Source organism: Streptomyces sp. NPDC018964, from assembly GCF_044390325.1.
Taxonomy (GTDB): domain Bacteria; phylum Actinomycetota; class Actinomycetes; order Streptomycetales; family Streptomycetaceae; genus Streptomyces.
Map to the genome: position 1 here is coordinate 57507 of NZ_JBIRYZ010000021.1, position 24298 is coordinate 81804.

At 73.9% G+C, this 24298-nt stretch carries 20 protein-coding genes and 1 riboswitch; of the genes, 15 read left to right on the forward strand and 5 right to left on the reverse strand.

Annotated features, from left to right (window positions below):
- Positions 1-26: 26 nt before the first annotated feature.
- Positions 27-755 (reverse strand): class II aldolase/adducin family protein, encoded by a 729-nt coding sequence (locus ACH5AO_RS28030; RefSeq protein ID WP_398929371.1) that lies wholly within the window; start codon positions 753-755, stop codon positions 27-29.
- Positions 756-1400: 645 nt separating this feature from the next.
- Between ACH5AO_RS28030 and ACH5AO_RS28035 the strand changes: the two genes are divergently transcribed.
- The 9 genes from ACH5AO_RS28035 to cobI all read left to right on the forward strand — a co-directional run bounded on the left by ACH5AO_RS28035 (position 1401) and on the right by cobI (position 14268).
- Positions 1401-2663, forward strand: a complete 1263-nt coding sequence (locus tag ACH5AO_RS28035) for an anion permease (protein WP_398929373.1) — start codon at positions 1401-1403, stop codon at positions 2661-2663.
- Positions 2664-2694: 31 nt separating this feature from the next.
- A complete protein-coding gene (locus ACH5AO_RS28040) occupies positions 2695-2916 on the forward strand; it encodes a hypothetical protein (protein ID WP_030858504.1) in 222 nt (73 codons plus the stop codon).
- 164 nt (positions 2917-3080) lie between these two features.
- Positions 3081-3219, forward strand: a riboswitch (cobalamin riboswitch).
- Positions 3220-3339: 120 nt separating this feature from the next.
- The gene (locus ACH5AO_RS28045) at positions 3340-4281 is read left to right on the forward strand and encodes a cobalamin biosynthesis protein (protein WP_398929375.1); all 942 of its coding nucleotides are present in this window, start codon (positions 3340-3342) and stop codon (positions 4279-4281) included.
- Positions 4278-5825, forward strand: coding sequence for a cobyric acid synthase (locus tag ACH5AO_RS28050; protein ID WP_398929377.1), 1548 nt, complete (start codon positions 4278-4280; stop codon positions 5823-5825). The genes ACH5AO_RS28045 and ACH5AO_RS28050 overlap by 4 nt, the downstream gene beginning before the upstream one ends.
- Positions 5822-9475: a cobaltochelatase subunit CobN gene (cobN, locus tag ACH5AO_RS28055; RefSeq protein WP_398929379.1), complete on the forward strand. Its 3654-nt coding sequence runs from the start codon at positions 5822-5824 to the stop codon at positions 9473-9475. Before ACH5AO_RS28050 ends, cobN begins: the two co-directional genes overlap by 4 nt.
- Complete coding sequence (locus tag ACH5AO_RS28060; RefSeq protein ID WP_398929381.1) at positions 9472-11490, forward strand: putative cobaltochelatase; 2019 nt, start codon at positions 9472-9474, stop codon at positions 11488-11490. Before cobN ends, ACH5AO_RS28060 begins: the two co-directional genes overlap by 4 nt.
- On the forward strand, positions 11490-12089 hold the full coding sequence (gene cobO / locus ACH5AO_RS28065) for a cob(I)yrinic acid a,c-diamide adenosyltransferase (protein ID WP_398929383.1): 600 nt from the start codon (positions 11490-11492) through the stop codon (positions 12087-12089). Before ACH5AO_RS28060 ends, cobO begins: the two co-directional genes overlap by 1 nt.
- Positions 12083-13540 (forward strand): cobyrinate a,c-diamide synthase, encoded by a 1458-nt coding sequence (locus ACH5AO_RS28070; protein WP_398929385.1) that lies wholly within the window; start codon positions 12083-12085, stop codon positions 13538-13540. Before cobO ends, ACH5AO_RS28070 begins: the two co-directional genes overlap by 7 nt.
- The gene (gene cobI / locus ACH5AO_RS28075; RefSeq protein WP_398929387.1) at positions 13537-14268 is read left to right on the forward strand and encodes a precorrin-2 C(20)-methyltransferase; all 732 of its coding nucleotides are present in this window, start codon (positions 13537-13539) and stop codon (positions 14266-14268) included. Before ACH5AO_RS28070 ends, cobI begins: the two co-directional genes overlap by 4 nt.
- Positions 14269-14285: 17 nt before the next feature.
- On the opposite strand, the gene ACH5AO_RS28080 is transcribed toward cobI, so the two are convergent.
- Positions 14286-15014, reverse strand: a complete 729-nt coding sequence (locus ACH5AO_RS28080; RefSeq protein WP_398929389.1) for a ZIP family metal transporter — start codon at positions 15012-15014, stop codon at positions 14286-14288.
- A gap of 95 nt (positions 15015-15109) precedes the next feature.
- Between ACH5AO_RS28080 and cobM the strand changes: the two genes are divergently transcribed.
- The 6 genes from cobM to cobC are packed head-to-tail and all read left to right on the forward strand — an operon-like array spanning position 15110 to position 21397.
- Entirely contained in the window at positions 15110-15928 is an 819-nt protein-coding gene (gene cobM, locus ACH5AO_RS28085; RefSeq protein WP_398929391.1) for a precorrin-4 C(11)-methyltransferase, read from the forward strand.
- Positions 15925-17160 (forward strand): precorrin-6y C5,15-methyltransferase (decarboxylating) subunit CbiE, encoded by a 1236-nt coding sequence (gene cbiE, locus ACH5AO_RS28090; protein ID WP_398929393.1) that lies wholly within the window; start codon positions 15925-15927, stop codon positions 17158-17160. Before cobM ends, cbiE begins: the two co-directional genes overlap by 4 nt.
- Positions 17157-18839 (forward strand): precorrin-3B C(17)-methyltransferase, encoded by a 1683-nt coding sequence (gene cobJ / locus ACH5AO_RS28095; RefSeq protein ID WP_398929395.1) that lies wholly within the window; start codon positions 17157-17159, stop codon positions 18837-18839. The genes cbiE and cobJ overlap by 4 nt, the downstream gene beginning before the upstream one ends.
- On the forward strand, positions 18836-19423 hold the full coding sequence (locus ACH5AO_RS28100; RefSeq protein WP_398929397.1) for a precorrin-8X methylmutase: 588 nt from the start codon (positions 18836-18838) through the stop codon (positions 19421-19423). Before cobJ ends, ACH5AO_RS28100 begins: the two co-directional genes overlap by 4 nt.
- The gene (locus ACH5AO_RS28105; RefSeq protein ID WP_398929399.1) at positions 19420-20340 is read left to right on the forward strand and encodes a sirohydrochlorin chelatase; all 921 of its coding nucleotides are present in this window, start codon (positions 19420-19422) and stop codon (positions 20338-20340) included. The genes ACH5AO_RS28100 and ACH5AO_RS28105 overlap by 4 nt, the downstream gene beginning before the upstream one ends.
- Positions 20330-21397 carry an Rv2231c family pyridoxal phosphate-dependent protein CobC gene (cobC, locus tag ACH5AO_RS28110; RefSeq protein ID WP_398929401.1) on the forward strand — a complete coding sequence of 356 codons (1068 nt, stop codon included), beginning with the start codon at positions 20330-20332 and terminating at the stop codon, positions 21395-21397. Before ACH5AO_RS28105 ends, cobC begins: the two co-directional genes overlap by 11 nt.
- Positions 21398-21551: 154 nt before the next feature.
- On the opposite strand, the gene ACH5AO_RS28115 is transcribed toward cobC, so the two are convergent.
- The 3 genes from ACH5AO_RS28115 to ACH5AO_RS28125 are packed head-to-tail and all read right to left on the reverse strand — an operon-like array spanning position 21552 to position 24295.
- Entirely contained in the window at positions 21552-22643 is a 1092-nt protein-coding gene (locus ACH5AO_RS28115) for an amidohydrolase family protein (RefSeq protein ID WP_398929403.1), read from the reverse strand.
- A gap of 21 nt (positions 22644-22664) precedes the next feature.
- The gene (locus ACH5AO_RS28120; protein ID WP_398929405.1) at positions 22665-23462 is read right to left on the reverse strand and encodes an amino acid ABC transporter ATP-binding protein; all 798 of its coding nucleotides are present in this window, start codon (positions 23460-23462) and stop codon (positions 22665-22667) included.
- Positions 23459-24295, reverse strand: a complete 837-nt coding sequence (locus ACH5AO_RS28125; protein WP_398929407.1) for an amino acid ABC transporter permease — start codon at positions 24293-24295, stop codon at positions 23459-23461. Before ACH5AO_RS28125 ends, ACH5AO_RS28120 begins: the two co-directional genes overlap by 4 nt.
- Positions 24296-24298: the final 3 nt, after the last annotated feature.

Here is a 24298-nt window from a genome sequence, read left to right on the forward strand (position 1 = left end):
GCCTCGCCCTCGAGCGTCGGACGGGCTCAGCGCTGCCCGTACCCCCGCAGCCGTTCCCCCACCTCCGTCAGCTGCTCCGGGGTCAGCAGGTGCGGGGAGAGGCCCGGGACGGATGACGCGGTCAGCCAGAGGCGGCACATCCACTCCAGCTGGGCCGTGCGGTCGTAGGCCTGGTCGAGGGTCGTGCCGTGGGTGACGGTGCCGTGGTTCCGCAGGAGGCAGCCGGTGCGGCCGTCGAGGGCGCGGAGCATGTTCTCGGCCAGTTCGTCCGTGCCGTACGTCGCGTAGCGGGCGACCCGGACGGGTCCGCCGAGGGCCGCGGCCATGTAGTGGATCAGCGGCAGCTCGTCGAGGAGCGTGGAGACGGCCGTCGCGTGCACGGCGTGCGTGTGCACGACGGCCCGCGCGCCGGTGGTCCGGTAGACGGCCAGGTGCATGGGCAGCTCGCTGGTGGGGACGAGCGTGCCGAGGACCTGCCGGCCGGTGAGGTCGACGCCCGTCACGTCGTCCGGCGTCAGCCGGTCGTACGGCACTCCCGACGGTGTGACCAGGACGGTCTCGCCGACCCGTACCGAGACGTTGCCGGAGGTGCCGACGACGAGCCCGTCTGCCACGGTCCGGCGCGCGGTGTCGACGAGGTCCGCCCAGGCGCGCGCCTCCTCCTCGCCCACACGTCTCCCCCGCGGATCTCCCGCGTCCCGGGCGCCGACCCCGGCGCCCCCCGCTTCCCGCCCGTCCCGTCGCCGCTCAGCCATGCCGCGATCCTGCCAGGCGACTGCCCGGACCGGGGCGCCGCAGGCCGGAAGCCGACCCTCCGTAAGGGTGCGTACCGGCACATACATCCCTTCGGGTCCTCTTGGCCGGAGATCGTCAGCCGTTCAACGATCTTCCAGTGACGTCCGGGGCCTCTCGTGCGCCACGTCGCCGCTCCGGGGGAGACACGGCCCGCGATCACACGTCGTCGCCCCGCCTCCGCGTCCGCCGCCCGGCGATCCGCACGACCGCCCACCGGCGGAACACCCGCACCGGGAACAGCCGCGCCTTCGCCGCCGACCACGCCCCGTGGCTCGCCCGGTACGGCGCGTCGGACCCCGGCCCGCCGCCCACCGGCCGGTCGACGTGGACCCTCCGGCAACACGCCAACGGCGGCGGCGCGCTTCCGGGTGACCAGGATCCCCTCAACGGCTCACCCGACCGGCTGAAAAGGTTCGCCCGGGGCGCCTGAAGGCCCGCGCCGCGGGGCCTTTCGTACGGCACGGCGGACACGGCGGCGGCTGCGCCATCCGGCGGAGCGCCAGCCCCCTCTTACGGTCACCGCGATGCCCGTTCCAGTTCATCTTCCGTTCACCCTGGTTACCTACGTTCGACCAGTCAATGACCTCGAACGAATGCCTGGGTAAATGGAAAGCTTCTCGCTGATCCTCGCGATTGTGGTGGTGACCGCACTCGCGTTCGATTTCACGAACGGTTTCCACGACACCGCGAACGCGATGGCGACGACCATTTCGACCGGTGCACTCAAGCCCAAGGTCGCGGTGGCCATGTCCGCCGTGCTGAACCTTGTGGGCGCCTTCCTGTCGGTGGAGGTCGCCAACACGATCTCCAAAGGACTCGTCGACGAGTCCGGCATCCGTCCCGAGGTCATCTTCGCCGCGTTGGTCGGCGCGATCCTCTGGAACCTCCTGACCTGGCTGGTCGGTCTGCCGTCCAGCTCCTCGCACGCCCTCATGGGCGGTCTGATCGGCGCCACCGTCGCCTCCGCCGGCATCGGCGCGGTGCACGGCGACGTCCTCGTCACCAAGGTCCTGATCCCCGCGATCGCCGCCCCGCTGGTGGCCGGAATCGCCGCGATGTTCGCCACCCGGCTGACCTACCGCCTGGGCCGGAAGACCGAGGCCAACGCCTCCGCGAAGGGCTACCGCGCCGGACAGATCGCCTCCGCCGGCCTGGTCTCCCTGGCCCACGGCACCAACGACGCCCAGAAGACGATGGGCATCATCACCCTCGCCCTGGTCGCCGGCGGCGCCGTCGCCCCCGACTCCGACCCGCCGCTGTGGGTCATCCTCTCCGCGGGCGCCGCCATCGCGATGGGCACCTACCTCGGCGGCTGGCGCATCATCCGCACCATGGGCAAGGGCCTGACCGACCTCCAGCCGCAGCAGGGCTTCGCCGCCCAGACCAGCGCCGCGACGGTCATCCTGGCCTCCTCGCACCTCGGCTTCTCCCTCTCCACCACGCATTCCGTTTCCGGTTCCGTGATGGGCGCCGGCCTGGGCCGCAAGGGCGGTGTCGTCCGCTGGTCGACGGCCACCCGGATGTTCGTCGCCTGGGGCCTGACCCTGCCGGCCGCGGCCCTGGTCGCGGCGCTCGCCGAGTGGGTCTGCGGCTTCGGCGACCTGGGCACCGCCCTCGTGGCCGTCTTCCTGATCGCCTCCAGCGCCGCGATCTGGAAGATCTCCCGGCGCGAGGTCGTCGACCACACCAACGTCAACGACCACGACGGGGCCGACCAGGAGCCGGCCGGTGTGGTGACCACGGCCATGGCCGCCGTCACCCCGCCCCCGGCGGGCGCCGTGACCGAGAACCTCTCGGCCACCATCCCGGCCCCGGCCCCCACCGACCCGACGACCCCGACGGCCCCACCGGCCGCGACCGCCGTCTGACCGCGCCCCGGTACGAAGGAAAAGGAACACCATGAAGATCGACTGGGCGGCCCTCGGTTCCGTCTTCGGCGTCAGCCTCGTGGTCACCGTGGCCCTGGTGGGTCTGTTCACCCTCGGCATCAACGGCCTGTCCCGCCGCGAGCGGGCCGCCGCGCAGGGCCAGTCCGCGGCCCTGGCGGTCACCGGCGCCTACGCCTGCTTCGCGGCGTGCGCGGCGGCGGTGGGATACGGGATCTACCTGATCATGGCCTGATCACGGCCTGATCACCGATCGTCTCCGTCCGGCGGGCGGTGCGGGAGCCCCGGCCCCCGCACCGCCCGCTCGCGTATGCGCGCGTCCACCCGCGGTTCACCCACCGGGGCCCCTCTGTGGGCCTGAGCACACTTCAGCCTCGCAGGTCAACGGCAAGTTGACGGCCCTTCCGGGGCCGTGGTGGACTGCCTCAGCCACTACGGCGGCAGGAGAGGAAGCCGGTGCGATTCCGGCGCGGTCCCGCCACTGTCACCGGGGTAGACACCCCGGGAGCCAGGAACTCTCACCGCCGGTCTCGTCGAACCAGGGCGTGGACACCCTGAGTGAGGACATAACGCCATGCGCGGCTGCCTGCCGAGGTCGATCAGCGACGCTCCGCCCCTTCCCGGGGCCTTCCCCTCCGGATCCTCGGCCGGCTGACCCATGGGTGCCGATCGCGTGTTCGCGTACGGCGCCGCCGCCGGCCTCCTCGGCGACCTGCTGTTCGGCGATCCCCGCCGAGGGCATCCGGTCGCCGCTTTCGGGCGGGCCGCGGCCGCCGTGGAACGGGTGCTGTGGCGGGACGACCGGGGCCGGGGCGCGGTGCACACCGCCGTGTGCGTCGGCGGGACCGTCGCGCTGGGCGCCCTCGCCGCCCGCTGCGTACGCTCCTCCCCCGCCGCCTCCACGGCCCTGACCGCCGTCGCCACCTGGGCCGTCGTCGGCGGCACCTCGCTGGCCCGGGAGGCCCGCGCCGTCGGGCGGGCGCTGGAGGCCGGGGACGTCGAGGCGGCCCGGGCCCGGCTGCCGCACCTGTGCGGCCGGGACCCGCAGGCGCTGGACGCCGACGGGATCGCCCGCGCGGTGGTCGAGTCCGTCGCCGAGAACACCTCCGACGCCGTGGTGGGCGCGCTGGTGTGGGGTGCCGTCGCCGGGGTGCCGGGCCTCCTCGGGTTCCGGGCCGTCAACACCCTCGACGCGATGGTCGGCCACAAGTCCCCCCGCCACCTCCGCTACGGCTGGGCCTCCGCCCGCCTCGACGACGTCGCCGGCTGGCCGGGGGCGCGGCTGACCGCCGTACTCGCCGCGCTCGCGGGACCGGACCCGCGCGGGGCCGTACGGGCGTGGCGCGCGGACGCGGCGAAGCACCCCAGCCCCAACGCCGGGCCCGTCGAGGCGTCCTTCGCGGGCGCGCTCGGCGTACGCCTCGGCGGGACCCTCTCCTACGGCGGGCGGGTCGAGCACCGGCCCGTACTCAACGGCGGCGGACGTGCGGTCGCCGTGTCCGACATCGACCGGGCGGTACGGCTCTCGCGGCGGGTCGGCTGGCTCGCGCTCGGCGCCGGCGTCCTCGCGCGGAGCGTCATGAAGGGACGTGCATCGTGAGCGGTGGGGGGCTGCTGGTCGCCGGGACCACCTCGGACGCCGGCAAGAGCGTGGTGACCGCCGGGATCTGCCGGTGGCTGGTGCGGCAGGGTGTGAAGGTCGCGCCGTTCAAGGCGCAGAACATGTCGCTGAACTCGTTCGTGACCCGGGAGGGCGCCGAGATCGGGCGGGCGCAGGCCATGCAGGCCCAGGCCTGCCGCGTCGAGCCGACCGCGCTGATGAACCCGGTGCTGCTCAAGCCGGGCGGCGAACGGTCCAGCCAGGTGGTGCTGCTGGGCAAGCCGGTCGGGGAGATGAGCGCCCGCGGGTACCACGGCGGACGGCAGCAGCGACTCCTCGGCACCGTGCTGGACTGTCTGGAGCGGTTGCGGGGCACGTATGACGCGGTGATCTGTGAGGGAGCCGGCAGCCCGGCCGAGATCAACCTGCGGCGCACCGACATCGTGAACATGGGGATCGCCCGGGGTGCGGGGCTTCCGGTCCTCGTGGTGGGCGACATCGACCGGGGCGGCGTCTTCGCGTCCTTCTTCGGCACCGTCGCGCTGCTCTCCCCCGAGGACCAGCGGCTGGTCGCCGGGTTCCTGGTGAACAAGTTCCGGGGCGACGTCTCGCTCCTGGAACCGGGCCTGGACATGCTGCGCGGTCTGACCGGGCGGCGGACGTACGGCGTGCTGCCCTTCCGGCACGGGCTCGGCATCGACGAGGAGGACGGGATGGGGGTCCCCCCGCTCGAGCGAAGCCGAGAGCGGGGGAGGGTGTCGCTGCGCGGCACCGTGCGGGAGTCCGTGGTCGCCGCGCCGGTCGGCGAGGACGTGCTGCGGGTCGCGGTGTGCGCGGTGCCGCTGATGTCCAACTTCACCGACGTGGACGCGCTCGCCGCCGAACCGGGCGTCGTGGTGCGGTTCGTGGACCGTCCCGAGGAACTGGCCGACGCCGACCTCGTGGTCGTACCGGGGACGCGCGGCACCGTACGGGCGCTGGAGTGGCTGCGGCAGCGCGGGCTGGCGGACGCGCTGAAGCGGCGGGCCGTCGAGGGACGGCCCGTGCTGGGGATCTGCGGCGGCTTCCAGGTCCTCGGCGAGCACATCGAGGACGACGTCGAGAGCCGGCGGGGGCGGGTCGACGGGCTCGGCGTGCTGCCCGTACGGGTGCGGTTCGCCCGCGAGAAGACCCTCACCCGGCCCGCGGGGGAAGCCCTCGGGGAGCCCGTCGAGGGGTACGAGATCCATCACGGGGTCGCCGAAGTCCTCGGAGGCGCCCCCTTCCTGGACGGCTGCCGGGTCGGACAGACCTGGGGCACGCACTGGCACGGCTCACTGGAGTCGGACGGTTTCCGGCGGGCCTTCCTGCGCGAGGTGGCCGCCGCCGCGGGCCGCCGCTTCGTGCCAGCCCCCGACACCTCGTTCGCCGCGCTGCGCGAGGAGCAGCTCGACCGGCTCGGCGACCTGATCGAACAGCACGCGGACACGGACGCGCTGTGGCGGCTCATCGAGTCCGGCGCGCCGCAAGGACTGCCCTTCATTCCACCGGGAGCGCCCGCATGAGCACTGTGTTGTTGTTGTCGACCGCCGACACGGACCTGCTGGCGGCCCGTGCCTCCGGCGCCTCCTACCGGATCGGCAACCCGACCCGCGTGGACGTCGCGGACGAGCTGCCCGCGCTGCTGGACGGGGCGGACCTCGCCGTCGTACGGCTGCTGGGCGGCAAGCGCGCCTGGGAGGACGGGCTCGCGGCGCTGAAGGCGTCCGGGATCCCGACCGTGCTGCTCGGCGGGGAGAGCGTGCCGGACGCCGAACTCATGGCCGAGTCGACGGTGCCGGCCGGCGTGGTCGCGGAGGCACTGCGGTACCTCGTCGAGGGCGGCCCGGAGAACCTCACCGAGCTGGCCCGGTTCCTGTCGGACACCGTGCTGCTGACCGGCGAGGGGTTCGAACCGCCGCGCGCGATGCCGGAGTACGGCGTCCACGGCTCCCGGGACCTCGCGGACGGCCGCCCGACGGTCGGCGTGCTCTTCTACCGGGCGCACGAACTGAGCGGCAACACCGCCTTCGTGGACACGCTGTGCGACGCGATCGAGGCGCGGGGCGCCAACGCCCTCCCCGTCTACTGCGGTTCGCTGCGCGGCGCCGAACCGGAACTGTACGAGCTGCTGGCGAAGGCCGACACCCTCGTCGCCACCGTGCTGGCGGCGGGCGGCACGCACGCCTCGCAGGCGTCGGCGGGCGGTGACGAGGAGGCCTGGGACATCGGGGCGCTCGCCGACCTGAACGTGCCGGTGCTGCAAGGGCTCTGCCTGACGTCGTCGCGCGCCGCGTGGGAGGAGTCCGACGCCGCCCTGTCCCCCATGGACGCGGCGATGCAGGTCGCCATCCCCGAGTTCGACGGCCGGATCGTCACCGTCCCGTTCTCCTTCAAGGAGCAGGGCCCCGACGACGTCCCGGTGTACGTCGCCGACCCTGAGCGGGCCGCGCGGGTGGCCGGGATCGCCGTACGGCACGCCCGGCTGCGGCACAAGCCGAACGGCGAGAAGAAGCTGGCGCTGGTCTTCACCGCGTACCCGACGAAGCACTCGCGCGTCGGCAACGCGGTGGGGCTCGACACCCCGGCCTCGGCGGTACGGGTGCTGGACGCGCTGCGGGACGCCGGGTACTCCCTCACCGAATACCCCGACAACGGCGACGAGTTGATCCACCGGCTCATCGAGGCCGGCGGCCACGACGTCGAGTGGCTGACCGAGGAGCAGCTGGCCGCCGCGCCCGCGCGGGTGCCGCTGGCGGACTACCGGGCCTGGTTCGAGAAGCTCGAACCGGAGCTGCGGGAGGGGATGCGGGAGGCGTGGGGCGAGCCGCCGGGGTCGCTGTACGTCGACGGGGAGGACATCGTCCTCGCCTCGCTCCGGTTCGGGAACGTCGTGGTGATGATCCAGCCGCCGCGCGGCTTCGGGGAGAACCCGATCGCGATCTACCACGACCCCGACATGCCGCCCTCCCACCACTACATGGCGGCCTACCGCTGGCTGGAGAACAGTTTCGGCGCCGACGCCATCGTGCACATGGGCAAGCACGGCACGATGGAGTGGCTGCCCGGCAAGGGCCTCGGCCTGAGCGCTGGCTGCGCGCCGGACGCGGTACTGGGCGAACTGCCGCTGATCTACCCGTTCATCGTCAACGACCCCGGCGAGGGCACCCAGGCCAAGCGGCGCGGGCACGCGACGGTGGTCGACCACCTGGTACCGCCGATGGCGCGCGCCGACACCTACGGCGACCTCGCGAAGCTGGAGCAGCTCCTCGACGAGTACGCGCTCGTCTCGGACCTGGACCCGACGAAGGCACCGGCGGTCCGCGCGCAGATCTGGACGCTGGTGAAGGCGGCCGAGCTCCACCACGACCTGCACGTGGACGACCAGCCGGACGACGACGACTTCGACGAGTTCGTCATGCACATCGACGGCTATCTGTGCGAGATCAAGGACGTGCAGATCCGCGACGGCCTGCACATCCTCGGCGGCGGCCCGGTCGGCGAGCCGCGCGTGAACCTGGTGCTGGCGGTGCTGCGCGCCTCGCAGGTGTGGGGCGGGCAGGCGAACGCCCTGCCGGGGCTGCGAGCGACGCTGGCCGAGCACTTCGGGCTGGTCGAGAAGGAACTGCTGGCCGAACCGGGCGCGCCGGTGAAGGCGCCGGTGGAGCTGACGGACCTGGTGGACGGCCCGGCGCGGTCGGCGGCGGACGCGATCGACCTGCTGGAGCAGCTCTGCCGGCGGATCGCGGAGGGCATGGAGGAGCGCGACTGGGCGGCCGACGCCGCCCCCGCGCTGGTGCGCGAGGTGCTGGGCACGGAACTGCCCGACGCGGTGGCCGTGGTGCGGTTCGCGTGCGAGGAGGTCGTGCCCCGGCTGGCCCGGACGACGGACGAGATCGGGCACATCCTGCGGGCGCTGGACGGCGGCTACGTCCCGGCGGGACCGTCGGGGTCGCCGACGCGCGGGCTGGTCAACGTCCTGCCGACCGGGCGGAACTTCTACTCCGTCGACCCCAAGGCGATTCCGTCCAGGCTGAGTTGGGAGGTCGGGCAGTCGCTTGCCGACTCACTGGTGCAGCGGTACCTGCAGGACACGGGCGAGTATCCGAAGTCCGTCGGCCTGACGGTGTGGGGCACGTCGGCGATGCGCACCCAGGGTGACGACATCGCCGAGATCCTGGCGCTGCTCGGCTGCCGTCCGGTGTGGGACGACGCCTCGCGCCGGGTGACCGGCTTCGAGGTCGTCCCGCTGGAGGAGCTGGGCCGGCCGCGCATCGACGTCACGGTCCGCATCTCCGGCTTCTTCCGGGACGCGTTCCCGCACGTGGTGGGGCTGATCGACGACGCCGTACGCAAGGTCGCCGAGCTGGACGAGCCGGCCGAGTCCAACTTCGTGAAGGCGCACGCCGACGAGGACACCGCCGAGCACGGCGACCGGCGGCGCGCGACGGCCCGCATCTTCGGCTCCAAGCCGGGGGCGTACGGGGCGGGTCTGCTCCCGCTGATCGACGCCCGCAACTGGCGCTCCGACGCGGACCTCGCCGAGGTGTACGCGGTGTGGGGCGGCTACGCCTACGGGCGCGGACTCGACGGGCGTGCGGCGCGCGGGGACATGGAGACGGCGTTCCGGCGGATCGCGGTGGCGGCGAAAAATGTCGACACACGGGAACACGATCTCGTCGACGCCGACGACTACTTCCAGTACCACGGCGGCATGGTCGCCATGGTGCGGCATCTGACGGGGGCCAGTCCCGAGGCGTACGTAGGGGATTCGGCGACTCCGGACCAGGTGAGAACCCGGACTCTGGGCGAGGAGACGCACAGAGTCTTCCGGGCCCGCGTGGTCAACCCGCGCTGGATGGCGGCGATGCGGAGGCACGGCTACAAGGGTGCCTTCGAGATGGCGGCGACCGTCGACTACCTCTTCGGCTACGACGCCACGGCCGGGGTCGTGGACGACTGGATGTACGAGAAGCTCAGCGCCGAGTACGTCTTCGACACGGAGAACCGGGACTTCATGAAGAAGTCCAACCCCTGGGCGCTGCGCGGCATCACCGAGCGGCTGCTGGAGGCCGCCGACCGCGGGCTGTGGGCCGAGCCCGACGCGGACACGCTGGAGCGGCTGCGTGCCACCTATCTGGAACTCGAAGGCGATCTGGAGGGCGACGACCAGTGACCACCCCCTTTCCGTTCACGGCCGTCGTCGGCCAGGACGATCTACGGCTGGCCCTGCTCCTCAACGCGGTGAGTCCCGCGGTCGGTGGAGTACTCGTCCGAGGTGAGAAGGGCACCGCCAAGTCCACAGCTGTCAGGGCGCTTTCGGCGCTGCTGCCCGAGGTCGCCGTGGTGCCCGGGTGCCGGTTCTCCTGTGACCCCGCCTCCCCCGACCCCGCCTGCCCGGACGGGCCGCACGAGAGCGGCGGCGGTGCCGCGCGGCCCGCCCGCATGGTCGAGCTGCCCGTCGGTGCCTCCGAGGACCGGCTGGTCGGCGCGCTCGACATCGAACGGGCGCTGAGTGAGGGTGTGAAGGCCTTCGAGCCGGGACTGCTGGCCGACGCGCACCGGGGCATCCTGTACGTCGACGAGGTCAACCTCTTGCATGACCACCTCGTGGACCTTCTATTGGACGCCGCCGCCATGGGGGCCTCCTACGTCGAGCGCGAGGGCGTCTCCGTGCGGCACGCCTCGAAGTTCCTGCTCGTCGGCACCATGAACCCCGAAGAGGGGGAATTGAGGCCCCAACTGTTGGACCGCTTCGGACTGACCGTCGAGGTGGCCGCCTCGCGCGAACCCGACCAGCGCGTCGAGGTCGTGCGTCGGCGGCTCGCGTACGACGACGACCCCGCCGCCTTCGCCGCGCGGTGGGCCGACGAGGAGGCCGCCGTACGGGCGCGGATCGTGGCGGCGCGGGAGCTGTTGCCGAAGGTGCGGCTCGGGGACGGGGCGCTGCGGCAGATCGCGGCGACCTGTGCGGCGTTCGAGGTCGACGGCATGCGGGCCGACATCGTGATGGCGCGTACGGCGACCGCGCTGGCCGCCTGGGCGGGGCGGACGGACGTACTCGCTGAGGACGTGCGGCAGGCGGCCCTGCTGGCCCTCCCCCACCGGCGGAGGCGAAACCCGTTCGACGCGCCGGGCCTCGACGAGGACAAGCTCGACGAGACGCTGGAGGAGTTCGGGGGCGGCGACGATCCCGACACCGATCCGGACGGGCCGGACGGGCCCGACGGGGGTGGCGGGCAGCCGCCCGCGGAGGGTCCGGAGAGCCCGGAGGGCGGTGGTGACGCGGAGGCGTCGGCCGAGGCCGGGGAAGCCGGGGAGGCCGGGCAGCCCTCGGGTGCCGGCTCCGGTGAGCGGTCCCCGGTGGGTGCCGGCGAGCCGTTCCGTACCAAGGTGCTGAGCGTGCCCGGGATCGGTGAGGGTGCCGCCGGGCGGCGGTCGCGGGCGCGGACCGAGCACGGGCGGACGACGGGGGCGCGACGGCCCAGCGGTGCGCTGACCAAGCTGCACCTGGCCGCCACCGTCCAGGCCGCCGCGCCGCATCAGCGGGCGCGGGGCCGGACCGGGCCGGGGCTGGTGGTGGGGCGGGACGATCTGCGGCAGGCCACGCGCGAGGGGCGCGAGTCGAACCTCGTGCTGTTCGTCGTGGACGCCTCCGGGTCCATGGCGGCGCGGCAGCGGATGAGTGCCGTGAAGGGTGCCGTGGTGTCGCTGCTGCTGGACGCCTATCAGCGGCGGGACAAGGTGGGTCTGGTGACCTTCCGGGGGTCGGCGGCCGATGTGGCGCTGCCGCCGACGTCGTCGGTGGACGCGGCCGCGGCGCGGCTGGAGTCGCTGCCGACCGGTGGGCGGACCCCGCTGGCGGCGGGGCTGCTCAAGGCGCACGACGTGCTGCGGGTGGAGCGGCTGCGGGATCCCGCGCGGCGGGCGCTGGTCGTGGTGGTGACGGACGGGCGGGCGACCGGCGGCCCGGAGCCGGTGGCGCTGGCCTCGCGTGCGGCGCGGTTGTTCGCCGCCGAGGGTGTCGCGTCGGTGGTCGTGGACTGTGAGTCGGGGCCGGTGCGGCTGGGGCTCGCCGGGCGGCTGGCCGGTGAGCTGGGTGGCAGTGCCGTGACGCTGGACGAGTTGCGGGCCGACTCGATCGCCGGGTTGGTCAGGGATGTGCAGGGGACGTCGAGGAGGGCCGCGTAGTGCCGAAGGGACAGCCGAGTGTCGTACCGGACGACGGGCTGACGACGCGGCAGCGGCGTAACCGTCCGCTGGTCGTCGTGCACACGGGCATCGGGAAGGGGAAGTCGACGGCCGCGTTCGGGCTCGCCCTGCGGGCCTGGAACCAGGGGTGGCCGATCGGGGTGTTCCAGTTCGTCAAGTCGGCGAAGTGGAAGGTCGGCGAGGAGAACGCGCTGCGGGTGCTGGGTGCCTCCGGTGAGGGCGGGACCGTCGACTGGCACAAGATGGGCGAGGGCTGGTCCTGGGTCCAGCGCGACGCGCAGATGGACAACGAGGAGAAGGCCCGCGAGGGCTGGGAGCAGGTCAAGCGGGACCTCGCCGCCGAGACGTACAAGCTCTATGTGCTCGACGAGTTCGCCTACCCGATGCACTGGGGGTGGGTGAACACCGACGAGGTCGTGTCCGTGCTGCGGGAGCGGCCGGGGACGCAGCACGTGGTGATCACGGGGCGGAACGCGCCGGAGAAGCTCGTCGGGTTCGCCGACCTCGTGACCGACATGTCCAAGGTGAAGCACCCCATGGATGCCGGACAGAAGGGGCAGAGGGGCATCGAGTGGTGAGTTCCGTCCCACGGTTGGTGATCGCCGCGCCCTCGTCGGGGAGCGGCAAGACCACCGTCGCCACGGGGTTGATGGCCGCGCTGTCCGCGCGGGGGTTCGCCGTGTCTCCGCACAAGGTGGGGCCCGACTACATCGATCCCGGGTACCACGCGCTGGCCACCGGGCGGGTGGGGCGGAACCTCGACGCGTATCTGTGCGGGCCGGAGCTGGTGGCTCCGCTGTTCGCGCACGGTGCGGACGGGTGTGACATCGCCGTCGTCGAGGGTGTGATGGGGCTGTACGACGGGGCCGCGGGGGAAGGGGAGCTGGCGTCCACCGCGCAGGTGGCGAAGTTGCTGCGGGCGCCGGTCGTGCTGGTCGTCGACGCGTCGTCGCAGTCGCGCTCGGTGGCGGCGCTGGTGCACGGGTTCGTGAGCTGGGATCCGGAGGTGCGGGTCGGGGGCGTGATCCTGAACAAGGTCGCCTCGGACCGGCACGAGGGGTTGTTGCGGGAGGCGTTGGACTCCGTCGGGGTGCCGGTGATGGGGGTTCTGCGGCGGGCCGCTCAGGTGGAGACGCCGTCTCGGCATCTGGGGCTGGTGCCGGTGGCCGAGCGGGGGGCTGTGGCTGTCGAGGCTGTTTCCGCGATGGCCGCGCAGGTGGCCGGCGGGTGCGATCTGTCGGCGTTGGTCTCGCTTGCTCGGAGTGCGGGGGCATTGCACGGTGCGGGGTGGGATGCGGGTGAGGTTTTGGTTTCCTCGCCCCCGCCGCCCCTTCCCGTCCCGTCCCTGGGGGCTTCGCCCCCAGACCCCCTTTCGGCCCTGGACGGGCCTCGTCCTCAAGCTCCCCCAGAGGGGGTACCCCCAGACGGGCTGGTTGTGGCTGTTGCCGGTGGGGCTGCGTTCACGTTCTCGTATGCCGAGCATGCCGAGTTGCTCTCCGCCGCCGGGGCCGAGGTCGTCACCTTTGATCCGTTGCGGGACGAGGAACTGCCCGAGGGGACCGCCGGGCTGGTCATCGGTGGGGGATTTCCCGAGGTGTACGCCTCCGAGCTGTCCGCCAACGAGTCGCTGCGCAAGGCCGTTGCCGAACTCGCCCTCAGTGGGGCTCCCGTCGCGGCCGAGTGTGCGGGGCTGCTGTATCTGTGCCGGGAGCTGGACGGGCTGCCCATGTGCGGGGTGCTGGACGCCTCCGCGCGGATGTCGGAGCGGTTGACGCTGGGATACCGGGACGCGGTCGCCGTGAGCGACAGCGCGCTGGCCGGCGCCGGGACGCGGATGCGGGGGCACGAGTTCCACCGGACCGTCGTCGAGCCGGGGGCGGGGGACGCCCCCGCCTGGGGGATGCGGGTGCCCGAGCGGCGCGTCGAGGGATTCGTACAGCGTGGTGTGCACGCGAGCTATCTGCACACGCACTGGGCGTCCGAGCCCGGTGTCGCCCGTCGGTTCGTGGAGAGGTGCCGGACATCATGAACAGCAGGCTGATCGGGGTCGGGGTCGGTCCCGGGGATCCGGAGCTGGTGACCGTCAAGGGGGTCAACGCGCTGCGGGACGCCGACGTCGTCGTCGTACCGGTGCTGGACAGCGGTGAGCGGGGGCGGGCCGAGGCGACCGTGCTGCACTACGTGCCCGCCGAGAAGGTCGTCCGGGTGGTGTTCGCGCTGAACGAGCGGACCGACCGGACGCGGCGCGAGGCCGCCTGGGACGCCGCCGGTGAGCGGGTCGCCGGGCTGCTGCGGGAGCACGGGTCCGTCGCCTTCGCGACCATCGGGGACCCCAACGTGTACTCGACGTTCACGTATCTCGCCCAGACCCTCGTGGAGCTGGTGCCGGACACCGTCGTCGAGACCGTTCCGGGGATCACCGCCATGCAGGACCTCGCGGCGCGTTCCGGGGCGGTGCTGACCGAGGGGACCGAGCCGCTCACGCTGGTTCCGGTGACCGCGGGGGCCGCCGTGCTCAAGGATGCCCTGGCCGGGCCCGGGACCGTCGTCGCGTACAAGTTCGGGCGGCAGGCCGGTGAGGTCGCCGAGGCGCTGCGGGAGACCGGGCGGATCGGTGACGCGGTGTGGGGGTCGGCGCTGGGGCTGCCGGAGGAGTCGGTGCGGCCGGCCGCCGAGCTGGACGGGGCGCCGCTGCCGTACCTGTCGACGCTCATCGCGCCGCCGCGGCGGGACGGCGGGCGGGGCGGCAAACTGTGAGCCGGGCCGGGTCGCGCTCAGTGCGCGGTGCCCACCACCAGCCAGATGAACAGCGCGCCCGCGATCGTGCACAGCAGGGTGGAGCGGGCCGGGTGTTCGTGGTGGGCCTCGGGCAGGATCTCGGCCGCCGCGAGGTAGAGCAGGGCCCCGCCGAACAGGCCGAGGTAGCCGCCGAGCAGGGGCTCGGGGATGGTGAGGAACAGCGTCGACGCGGCTCCTACGACCGGTGCCGCCGCGTCCGCGAACAGCATTGTCAGCGCGCGGCGGCGGGCGTTGCCGTAGACGCGCGTGAGCGTGTACGTGTTGAAGCCGTCCGCGAAGTCGTGGGCGATCACGGCCACCGCGACGGCGGCGCCCATGCCCTCGTCGACCTGGAAGGCGGCGCCGATCGCCACGCCGTCCATGGCGCTGTGGCCGACCATCGCGGCGGCGGCCGTGAGGCCCACCTCGGGTGTGCGGCCGTTCGTCTCCTCGGCGCCGTGCGCGGCCTGCCGGTGGGCCAGCAGGCGTTCCACCAGATGGGCCAGCAGGAAGCCGGCGACGAAGAGCAGCAGGGCCGCGGGGACGCCGTACACCTCGGTGCCGGCCGCCTCCAGGGACTCCGGGAGGAGTTCGAGGCCGACGACGCCGAGCATCAGGCCGCCGGCCAGGCCCAGCACCAGGTGGCGGCGGTCGGTGACGCGGTGCGCCGCCCAGCCGCCGGCCAGCGTCATCAGGAACGCGCCGAGCGCGACGAGGACCGCCATGTGTTCTTCGTATCCGATCGGCGGCCGTTCGCGCACGCGTGACAGCCGCTCACCACCCACCGTCTTTGATCATTCGCCAGAGAGGACCGATTTCCATGGCCGACGCCCCCACCGGCAAGGTGACCTTCGTCGGGGCCGGGCCCGGCGCCGCCGATCTGCTGACGTTCCGTGCCGCCCGCGCCATCGCCGAGGCCGATGTCGTGATCTGGGCCGCCAGCCTGGTGCAGGAGGAGGTCCTCCAGCACGCCCGGGAGGGCGCGGAGATCCTCGACTCGGCGACGATGTCCCTGGAGGACGTCGTGGCCGTCTACGAGCGGGCCCGCGCGGAGGGGCTGAGGGTCGCGCGGATCCATTCGGGCGACCCCGCGCTGTGGGGCGGGACGCAGGAGCAGGTCGACCGGTGCGCGGAGCTCGGCATCGCGACGGAGATCGTGCCCGGGGTGTCGTCCTTCTCGGCCGTCGCGGCGCTCGCGCAGCGCGAGCTGACCATCCCCGAGGTGGCGCAGTCGGTCGTGCTGACCCGGCTCGGCGGCGGCAAGACGCCGATGCCGCCGGGTGAGGAGGTCCGCGAGTTCGCGCGGCACGGCACCACCATGGCGGTCTTCCTGTCGGCCGCCCGCAGCGGGCAGCTGGTGCGGGAGCTGTTGGAGGGCGGCTATCCGACGTCCACGCCGGTCGTCGTCGCCTACCAGGCGACCTGGCCGGAGGAGCTGGTCGTGAAGTGCACGATCGGCACGCTGGAGGAGACGGTCAAGGAGCACAAGCTGTGGAAGCACACGCTGTTCCTCGTCGGTCCGGCGCTCGCCGCGCACGGCACCCGCTCGCATCTGTACCACCCGGGTCACTTCCACGGTTTCCGCAAGGCCGATCCGGAGGCGCGGCGGGCGTTGCGTGCGCGGGGTGCGAGCACGTGATCACCGTCGTCGGGATGGGGGCCGGGGCGGCGGTCGACGCCGAGGTGGCGGCGGGGGCGGAACTGGTCGTCGGCGGGCGGCGGCACCTGGACGCCGTACGGCTGCCGGCGGGGGCCGAGCGGGTCGTGCTCGGGCCGCTGGCGCCCGCGCTCGACACCGTGGAGAAGTACCTCGCCGAGGAACGGCCGGTGGTGGTGCTGGCGTCCGGGGATCCCGGGTTCTTCGGGATCGTGCGGGCGCTGGCCGAGCGGTTCGGGCCGGAGCGGCTCGATGTGCGGCCCGGTGTCTCCTCCGTCGCCGCCGCGTTCGCGCGGACCGGGCTGACGTGGGACGACGCCGTGGTGGTGAGCGCGCACGGGCGGGATCCGCGGACGGCGGTGAATCTGTGCCGGGCGCATCCGAAGGTCGCCGTGCTGACGGGTCCCGGGGCCGGTCCGGCCGAGCTCGGGGCGGCCCTGCGGGACACCGGGCGCGTGCTGGTCGTCGCCTCCGCGCTGGGTTTTGCCGAGGAGCGGGTGGAGCGGGTGACGCCCGACGAGGCCGCCGCGCGGGACTGGGGTGCGGCGGTGAGCGTGGTGCTGTGCCTGGACGAGGCGCGGGCGCTGGGGCCCGTACGGACCGTCGCGGGCGGGCCGGGGCGGCCCACCGGCTGGGCGCTGGACGAGGCGGAGTTCGACCACCGCGACTCCATGATCACCAAGTTCGAGGTGCGGGCCCTGGCCCTGGCCCGGCTCGGGCCGCGCCCCGGTGAGCTGGTGTGGGACGTCGGCGCGGGGTCGGGGTCCGTGGCCGTGGAGTGCGCGCGGCTGGGGGCCGCCGTCACCGCCGTCGAGAAGGCGGCGGACGGGGTGGCGCGGATCCGCGCCAACGCCGCCGCGCACGGGGTCGACGTGCGCGTGGTGCACGGGACGGCGCCGGACGTGCTGGCCGGTCTCGGCGAGGAACCCGACGCGGTGTTCGTCGGCGGAGGCGGGCGGGAGCTGCCGGCCGTCGTCACGGCGTGCGCGCGGCGGGCGCGGCGGACGGTCGTCGTCGCCATGGCCGCGCTCGACCGGGTGCCGGCGGCCCGTGCGGCGCTGACGGACGCCGGTTTCTCCTGCGACGGCGTGCTGGTGCAGTCGTCGCGGCTCGCGCCGCTGCCCGGGGACGTGACCCGGCTCGCGGCGACCAATCCTGTTTTCCTGCTGTGGGGCGTCAGGCTCCCGGCGCACAACGAAGGAGTCGACGAGTGATCGGCCTCATCTCCGCCACCGCCGCCGGAGCGGCCGCGCGGGACCGGCTGGCCGCCGTGTGGCCGGACCGTACACGCGTGTACGAGGGTCCCGTGCCGGACGCCGTACGGGCCGCGTTCGCCGAGTGCGAGCAGCTCGTGTGCTTCCTCGCCACGGGGGCCGTGGTGCGGCTGGTGGCGCCGCTGCTGGGCGGCAAGGCGAGCGATCCGGGGGTGGTCTGCGTCGACGAGGGCGGACGGTTCGCGGTGTCGCTGGTCGGCGGGCACGGCGGCGGGGCGAACGAGCTGGCCCGCGCGGTCGGCGAGGTGCTGGGCGCCGAGCCGGTGGTGACGACGGCGACCGACGCGGTCGGTCTGCCGGGTCTGGACACCCTCGGCCTGCCGGTGGAGGGGAACGTCGCCGCCGTGTCGCGGGCCCTGCTGGACGGCGAGGCGGTGGCGCTGCGCGCCGAGGTGACCTGGCCGCTGCCGCCGCTCCCGGTCGCGGACGAGGGCGCGTACACGATCCGGGTCACGGACCGGCTGGTCGAGCCGGGCGAGCGGGAGGCGGTGCTGCGGCCGCCCACGCTCGTCGTCGGCGTCGGGGCCTCGAAGGGCGCCCCCGTGGACGAGGTGCTCGGCCTGGTCGAGGACGCCCTGCGCGGGGCCGGGCTGTCGGCGGCGTCGGTCGCCGCGCTGACCACCGTGGACGCCAAGGCCGGCGAGCCCGGCATCGTGGAGGCGGCGCGGCGGCTCGGGGTGCCGCTGGTGACGTACGCGGCCGAGGAACTGGCGCGCGTCGAGGTGCCCAACCCGTCCGACGCGCCGCTCGCCGCCGTCGGCACACCCTCGGTCGCGGAGGCCGCCGCGCTGGCGGGTGGGGGCGGACTCCTCGTGCCGAAGCGGAAGTCGGCGGCGCGGCCCGCGATGGCGACCTGTGCCGTCGTACGGCGGCCGGGGCGCGGGCGGCTCGCGGTGGTGGGGCTGGGGCCGGGTGCCCGGGACCTGCTCACCCCGCGGGCGAAGGCCGAACTGCGGCGCGCCTCCGTGCTGGTGGGGCTCGACCAGTACGTCGACCAGATCCGCGATCTGCTGCGGCCGGGCACGCGGGTGCTGGAGTCCGGTCTCGGGGCGGAGGAGGAACGGGCCCGCACGGCCGTCGCCGAGGCCCGGCGCGGGCGGGCGGTCGCGCTGATCGGCAGCGGGGACGCCGGGGTGTACGCCATGGCGTCCCCGGCGCTCGCGGAGGCGTCCGACGACATCGACGTGGTCGGGGTGCCGGGCGTGACGGCGGCGCTGGCGGCCGGGGCGGTCCTGGGGGCGCCGCTGGGCCACGACCACGTGTCGATCAGCCTGTCCGACCTGCACACGCCGTGGGAGGTCATCGAGCGGCGGGTGCGGGCGGCGGCCGAGGCGGACCTCGTGGTGACGTTCTACAACCCGCGCAGCCGGGGCCGCCACTGGCAGTTGCCGAAGGCGCTCGCGATCCTCGCGGAGCACCGGGAGCCGGCCACGCCGGTCGGGGTGGTGCGCAACGCGTCCCGCGCGGACGAGTCGAGCCGGCTGACCACGCTGGCCGGACTGGACCCGGCGACGGTCGACATGATGACGGTCGTGACCGTGGGCAACACGGCGACCCGTGAGATCGCGGGGCGCATGGTCACCCCGCGCGGCTACCGCTGGCAGGAGGAGGCGCGGTGAACCGCGTGGTGCACCCCATCGAGCAGGAGTCCTTCCGGCGGCTGCGCGCCCGCCTCGACACCTCGCGCTTCCCGCCGCTGACCCGGGCGGTGGTGGAGCGGGTCGTTCATTCCGCGGCCGACCTGGAGTACGCGTCCGATCTCGTCATGGACGAGGGCGAGTTGACGAAGGCGCACGCCGCGCTGCACGCCGGGGCGCCGGTCGTGACGGACGTGGAGATGGTCGCCGCCGGGATCACCCGGCGGGAGACCGTGTGCCGGCTGAGGGACGCGAGGTCCGGGCCGGGGCTGACGCGTTCGGCGCACGCCGTGCGGCTGGCGTACGAGGAGGTCGGGCCCGGCGCCCTGTGGGTGATCGGCTGCGCGCCGACCGCCCTGGAGGAGCTGCTGACCCTGGACACCTCCCCCGCGCTCGTCATCGGGCTGCCCGTCGGTTTCGTCGGGGCGGCCGAGTCCAAGGCCGCGTTGCGGGAGAGCGGGCTGCCCGCCGTGAGCAACGTGTCCGAGAAGGGCGGGTCGGCGGTCGCCGCCGCCGCGCTCAACGCCCTGCTGTACCACCCGATCTCACCTGAGGAGAACCTGTGACCACCCCGCCGCCCGCCCTGCTCATCGCCGGTCACGGCACCCGGGACGACGCCGGAGCGGAGGCGTTCCGCGACTTCGTGCGGGAGCTGGGGCTCCGCCACCCCGGACTGCCCGTCGCGGGCGGCTTCATCGAGCTGTCCCCGCCGCCGCTGGGCGAGGCCGTCGCCGAGCTGGTGGAGCGGGGGGCGCGGCGGTTCGCCGCCGTGCCGCTGATGCTGGTGTCCGCCGGGCACGCCAAGGGGGACATCCCGGCGGCGCTGGCCCGCGAGAAGGAACGGCACCCCGGGATCTCGTACACGTACGGCCGTCCGCTGGGCCCGCACCCCGCGCTGCTGAGCGTGCTGGAGCGGCGGCTGGCGGAGGCGGTCGACCCGTCCTGGGACCCGGCCGAGGTGACCGTGCTGCTTGTGGGGCGCGGGTCGACGGACCCGGACGCCAACGCCGAGGTGTTCAAGGCGGCGCGGCTGCTGTGGGAGGGGCGCGGGTACGCCGGTGTGGAGACGGCGTTCGTGTCGCTGGCGGCGCCGGACGTGCCGAGCGGGCTGGAGCGCTGTGCGCGGCTGGGGGCGCGCAGGGTCGTGGTGCTGCCGTACTTCCTGTTCACCGGGATCCTGCCGGACCGGGTGCGGCAGCAGACCGAGGAGTGGGCGGCGGCGCACCCGGAGACCGAGGTGCGGTCGGCGGACGTCATCGGACCCGAGCCGGAGCTGCTGGATCTGGTGTGGGAGCGGTACGAGGAGGCCGTGCGGGGTGATCTGCGGATGAACTGCGACTCGTGCGTGTACCGGATCGCGCTGCCGGGCTTCGAGGACAAGGTGGGGCAGCCGCAGCAGCCGCACTTCCACCCGGACGACGACGGCCACCACCATCACGGGCATCACCACGGGCACGGGCACGCGCACTCCCATGCGCACTGAGCCTGCGGCCGGTGGGCACGATCTGCGGCACCACGGGGACGCCGAGGTCCGCGACGACGGCTCCGCGCTGGTCGACCTCGCGGTGAACGTCCGCGCGGACACGCCTCCGGGCTGGCTGCGGGAGCACATCGCCGGGTCGCTGTCGGGGCTCGCCGCCTACCCGGACGGGCGGGCCGCGCGGGCGGCGGTGGCGGCACGGCACGGGCTGCCGGTGGAACGGGTGCTGCTGACGGCCGGGGCGGCGGAGGCGTTCGTGCTGCTGGCACGGGCGCTGAAGGTGCGCCGGCCGGTGGTGGTGCATCCGCAGTTCACGGAGCCGGAGGCGGCGCTGCGGGACGCCGGGCACACGGTCGACCGGGTGCTGCTGCGGGCGGCGGACGGCTTCCGGCTGGACCCGGCGGCGGTGCCGGAGGAGGCGGACCTGGTGGTGATCGGCAACCCGACGAACCCGACGTCGGTGCTGCACCCGGCCGGGGCGGTCGCCCGGCTCGCCCGGCCGGGGCGGACGCTGGTGGTGGACGAGGCGTTCATGGACGCGGTGCCGGGCGAGCGCGAGGCGCTGGCCGGGCGGACGGACGTGCCCGGCCTCGTCGTCCTGCGCAGCCTCACCAAGACGTGGGGGCTGGCGGGGCTGCGGATCGGTTACGTCCTGGCGGCCCCGGAGACCGTCGCGGAACTGGAGCGGGCGCAGCCGCTGTGGCCGGTGTCCACGCCGGCGCTGGTGGCGGCGGAGGCGTGCGTGGGGGCGCGGGGCCTCGCGGAGGCGGCCGACGCGGCCCGTCGTGTCGCGGTGGACCGCGCGCATCTGGTCGCGGGGCTGCGGGGATTCGCCGGACGCGGTCTGCGGGTCGTGGAACCCGCGGAGGGGCCCTTCGTCCTGGTCCGGCTGCCGGGGGCGGCGGCGGTACGGCGGCGGCTGCGGGCGCTCGGTTACGCGGTGCGGCGCGGGGACACGTTTCCGGGGCTGGACGAGGAGTGGCTGCGGGTGGCGGTGCGGGGGCGGGGGACGGCGGACGGGTTCCTGGGCGCGCTGGGGGAGGCTCTGGGGACAGTTTGATTCGCCCCCGCCGCCCCTTCCCGTCCCGAACCCGGGGCTCCGCCCCAGACCCCGCTCCTCAAACGCCGGAGAGGCTGGAGTTAGCCCCTCCGGCGTTTGAGGAGCGGGGGTCCGGGGGGGGGGGCAGCGCCCCCGGAGGGACGCCGCCGCACCGTCACCCGACCACGCGCCCGTTCAGCACCACCCGGCGCGGAGCCGTCAGCACGCGCAGGTCCGCGCGCGGGTCGGAGTCGTAGACCACCAGGTCCGCCGGCGCGCCCTCCTCCAGACCCGGCCGGCCCAGCCACGCGCGGGCCGCCCAGGTCCCGGCGGCCAGCGCCTCGACCGGCGGAATGCCCGCCTTGGCCAGCTCCGCGACCTCCTCGGCCGCCAGGCCGTGCGGGAGGGTGCCGCCGGCGTCCGTACCGACGAACACGGGGACACCGGCGTCGTACGCGGAGCGCACGGTGTCGTAGCGGCGCGCGTGGAGCCGGCGCATGTGGGCCGACCAGCGGGGGAACTTGGACTCGCCGCCGTCGGCGAGCGCGGGGAAGGTGGCGATGTTGACGAGGGTGGGGACGATCGCGACGCCCCGTTCGGCGAAGAGCGGGACGGTGTCGTCGGTGAGGCCCGTGGCGTGCTCGACGCAGTCGATGCCGGCCTCGACCAGGTCCCGCAGGGAGTCCTCGGCGAAGCAGTGCGCGGTGACGCGGGCGCCCAGCCGGTGCGCCTCGGCGATCGCCGCCTCGACCGCGCCGCGCGGCCAGCAGGCCGACAGGTCGCCCAGGTCGCGGTCGATCCAGTCGCCGACCAGCTTCACCCAGCCGTCGCCGCGCCGGGCCTCCTGGGCGACGTACGCGACGAGGTCGTCGGGTTCGACCTCCCAGGCGTAGTCGCGGATGTAGCGGCGGGTGCGGGCGATGTGCCGCCCGGCCCGGATGATCTTCGGGAGGTCGTCGCGGTCGTCGGTCCAGCGGGTGTCGGAGGGCGAGCCGGCGTCGCGCAGCAGGAGGGCGCCGGCGTCGCGGTCGGTGAGCGCCTGCTTCTCGGCGACGTCCGCGGGGACCGCGCCGTGCCGGTCGAGGCCCACGTGGCAGTGGGCGTCGACCAGGCCGGGCAGTACCCAGCCGGTGACGGTGCGGACGTCGTGGGCGCCGGCGGGACGGTCGTAGGAGATCCGCCCGCCGACGACCCACAGTTCGTCACGGACCTCGTCCGGGCCGACGAGGATCCGTCCCTTCACGTGCAGCACCGCGCGTTCGCTCATGCACCGCACCCTAGTGACCCGCTACCCGGACTTGCCCACCTGGTCGGAGCTCTCCTCCTCGACGTCCGCCATGGCGGGGTCGAGGAGGCGGGAGAGGAAGTGGCGGGTGCGCTCGTGCCGGGGCCGGCCGATGACCTCCTCGGGGGTGCCGTCCTCGACGATCACTCCGCCGTCCATGAAGACGACCCGGTCGGCGACCTCGCGGGCGAAGGTCATCTCGTGGGTGACGACCATCATCGTCATGCCCTCGTCGGCGAGCATCCGCATGACGGCGAGGACGTCGCCGACCAGTTCGGGGTCGAGCGCCGAGGTCGGCTCGTCGAACAGCATCACCTCGGGGCCCATGGCCAGCGCGCGGGCGATGGCGACGCGCTGCTGCTGGCCGCCGGAGAGGGAGGACGGGTAGGCGTCCGCCTTCTCGGCGAGGCCGACGCGCCCCAGGTTCTCCGCGGCGACCTTCGCCACCTCGGCCTTGCCCCGGCGCAGCACCCTGCGCTGCGGCAGCGTGAGGTTCTCCGTCACCGTGAGGTGCGGGAAGAGGTTGAACTGCTGGAAGACCATGCCGATGCGGCGGCGTACGGCGTCGATGTCGACGTCCGGGTCGGTGAGTTCCGTCCCGCCGACGAAGACCTGCCCCTTGCTGGGCTCCTCCAGGAGGTTCACGCACCGCAGCAGGGTCGACTTGCCCGACCCGGACGGGCCGATGACGCAGACGACCTCGCCCTGGCCGATCTCCAGGTCGATGCCGCGCAGCACCTGGTTGTCGCCGAAGGACTTGTGCAGACCGCTGACGCGGACCTCCGGTCGGCTCGTGCTCATTTCACGGCCTCCTGGGCCTTGGCCTCCATGCGGCGCACGACGAAGCCGAGCGGGACGGTGATCAGCAGGTAGCACAGGCCTGCCACCAGGATGGGGGTGGAGTTGGCGGTCTGGCTGGCCAGGTCGCGGCCGTACTTGGAGAGTTCGCGCTCCTCCAGGGTGACGCCGAGGAACAGCACCAGCGAGGAGTCCTTGAAGAGCAGGACGAGTTCGTTGGTGAGCGGCGGCAGGATGATGCGGAAGGCCTGCGGGATGATGATGGAGACCATGGCGCGGGCGGGCGAGAAGCCCAGCGAACGGGCCGCCTCCATCTGCCCCTTGGGCACCGCCTGGATGCCGGCCCGGATCGTCTCCGCCATGTAGGCGGCGGCCACCAGGCCGAGCGCGAGGGCGACCTTGCCGTACGTACCGCCGACGATCTCCGTGCCGGGGAAGGCGAGCGGCACGGCGACGCCGATGAAGATGAAGATCAGCAGGGCGGGCAGGCCCCGGAAGATCTCGATGTAGACGCCGGCCAGCCAGCGGTACGGGCCGACGGACGACAGCCGCATCAGCGCGATCACCATGCCGAGGGCGAGCCCGACGGCGAAGCCGGTGACCGTGTAGAGCACGGTGTTCTTCAGCGCCAGCGTGATGACCTCGGGGAACATCCGCTCGGCGATGTCGGCCTGCGCGAACTGGTTCTGCAGCCGTCCCCAGTCGGCCGTGACCGCGAAGGCGATCACGGCCGCGACGAACACGGCGTACTGGATGCCGCGCGACAGGCTGCGCTTCTGGCGCCGCGTCAGGCCCTTCTTCTTCGGCTGGAGCGGCGGCTCCTCCGTGTCGGCCATGGG

Excerpts from the sequence above, each read along its gene's own strand:
- ACH5AO_RS28030 (WP_398929371.1), bottom strand. The coding sequence starts at position 755 with ATGGCTGAGCGGCGACGGGACGGGCGGGAAGCGGGGGGCGCCGGGGTC.
- ACH5AO_RS28035 (WP_398929373.1), top strand. The coding sequence starts at position 1,401 with ATGGAAAGCTTCTCGCTGATCCTCGCGATTGTGGTGGTGACCGCACTC.
- ACH5AO_RS28040 (WP_030858504.1), top strand. The coding sequence starts at position 2,695 with ATGAAGATCGACTGGGCGGCCCTCGGTTCCGTCTTCGGCGTCAGCCTC.
- ACH5AO_RS28045 (WP_398929375.1), top strand. The coding sequence starts at position 3,340 with ATGGGTGCCGATCGCGTGTTCGCGTACGGCGCCGCCGCCGGCCTCCTC.
- cobN (WP_398929379.1), top strand. The coding sequence starts at position 5,822 with ATGAGCACTGTGTTGTTGTTGTCGACCGCCGACACGGACCTGCTGGCG.
- cobI (WP_398929387.1), top strand. The coding sequence starts at position 13,537 with ATGAACAGCAGGCTGATCGGGGTCGGGGTCGGTCCCGGGGATCCGGAG.
- ACH5AO_RS28080 (WP_398929389.1), bottom strand. The coding sequence starts at position 15,014 with ATGGCGGTCCTCGTCGCGCTCGGCGCGTTCCTGATGACGCTGGCCGGC.
- cobM (WP_398929391.1), top strand. The coding sequence starts at position 15,110 with ATGGCCGACGCCCCCACCGGCAAGGTGACCTTCGTCGGGGCCGGGCCC.
- cobC (WP_398929401.1), top strand. The coding sequence starts at position 20,330 with ATGCGCACTGAGCCTGCGGCCGGTGGGCACGATCTGCGGCACCACGGG.
- ACH5AO_RS28115 (WP_398929403.1), bottom strand. The coding sequence starts at position 22,643 with ATGAGCGAACGCGCGGTGCTGCACGTGAAGGGACGGATCCTCGTCGGC.
- ACH5AO_RS28120 (WP_398929405.1), bottom strand. The coding sequence starts at position 23,462 with ATGAGCACGAGCCGACCGGAGGTCCGCGTCAGCGGTCTGCACAAGTCC.
- ACH5AO_RS28125 (WP_398929407.1), bottom strand. The coding sequence starts at position 24,295 with ATGGCCGACACGGAGGAGCCGCCGCTCCAGCCGAAGAAGAAGGGCCTG.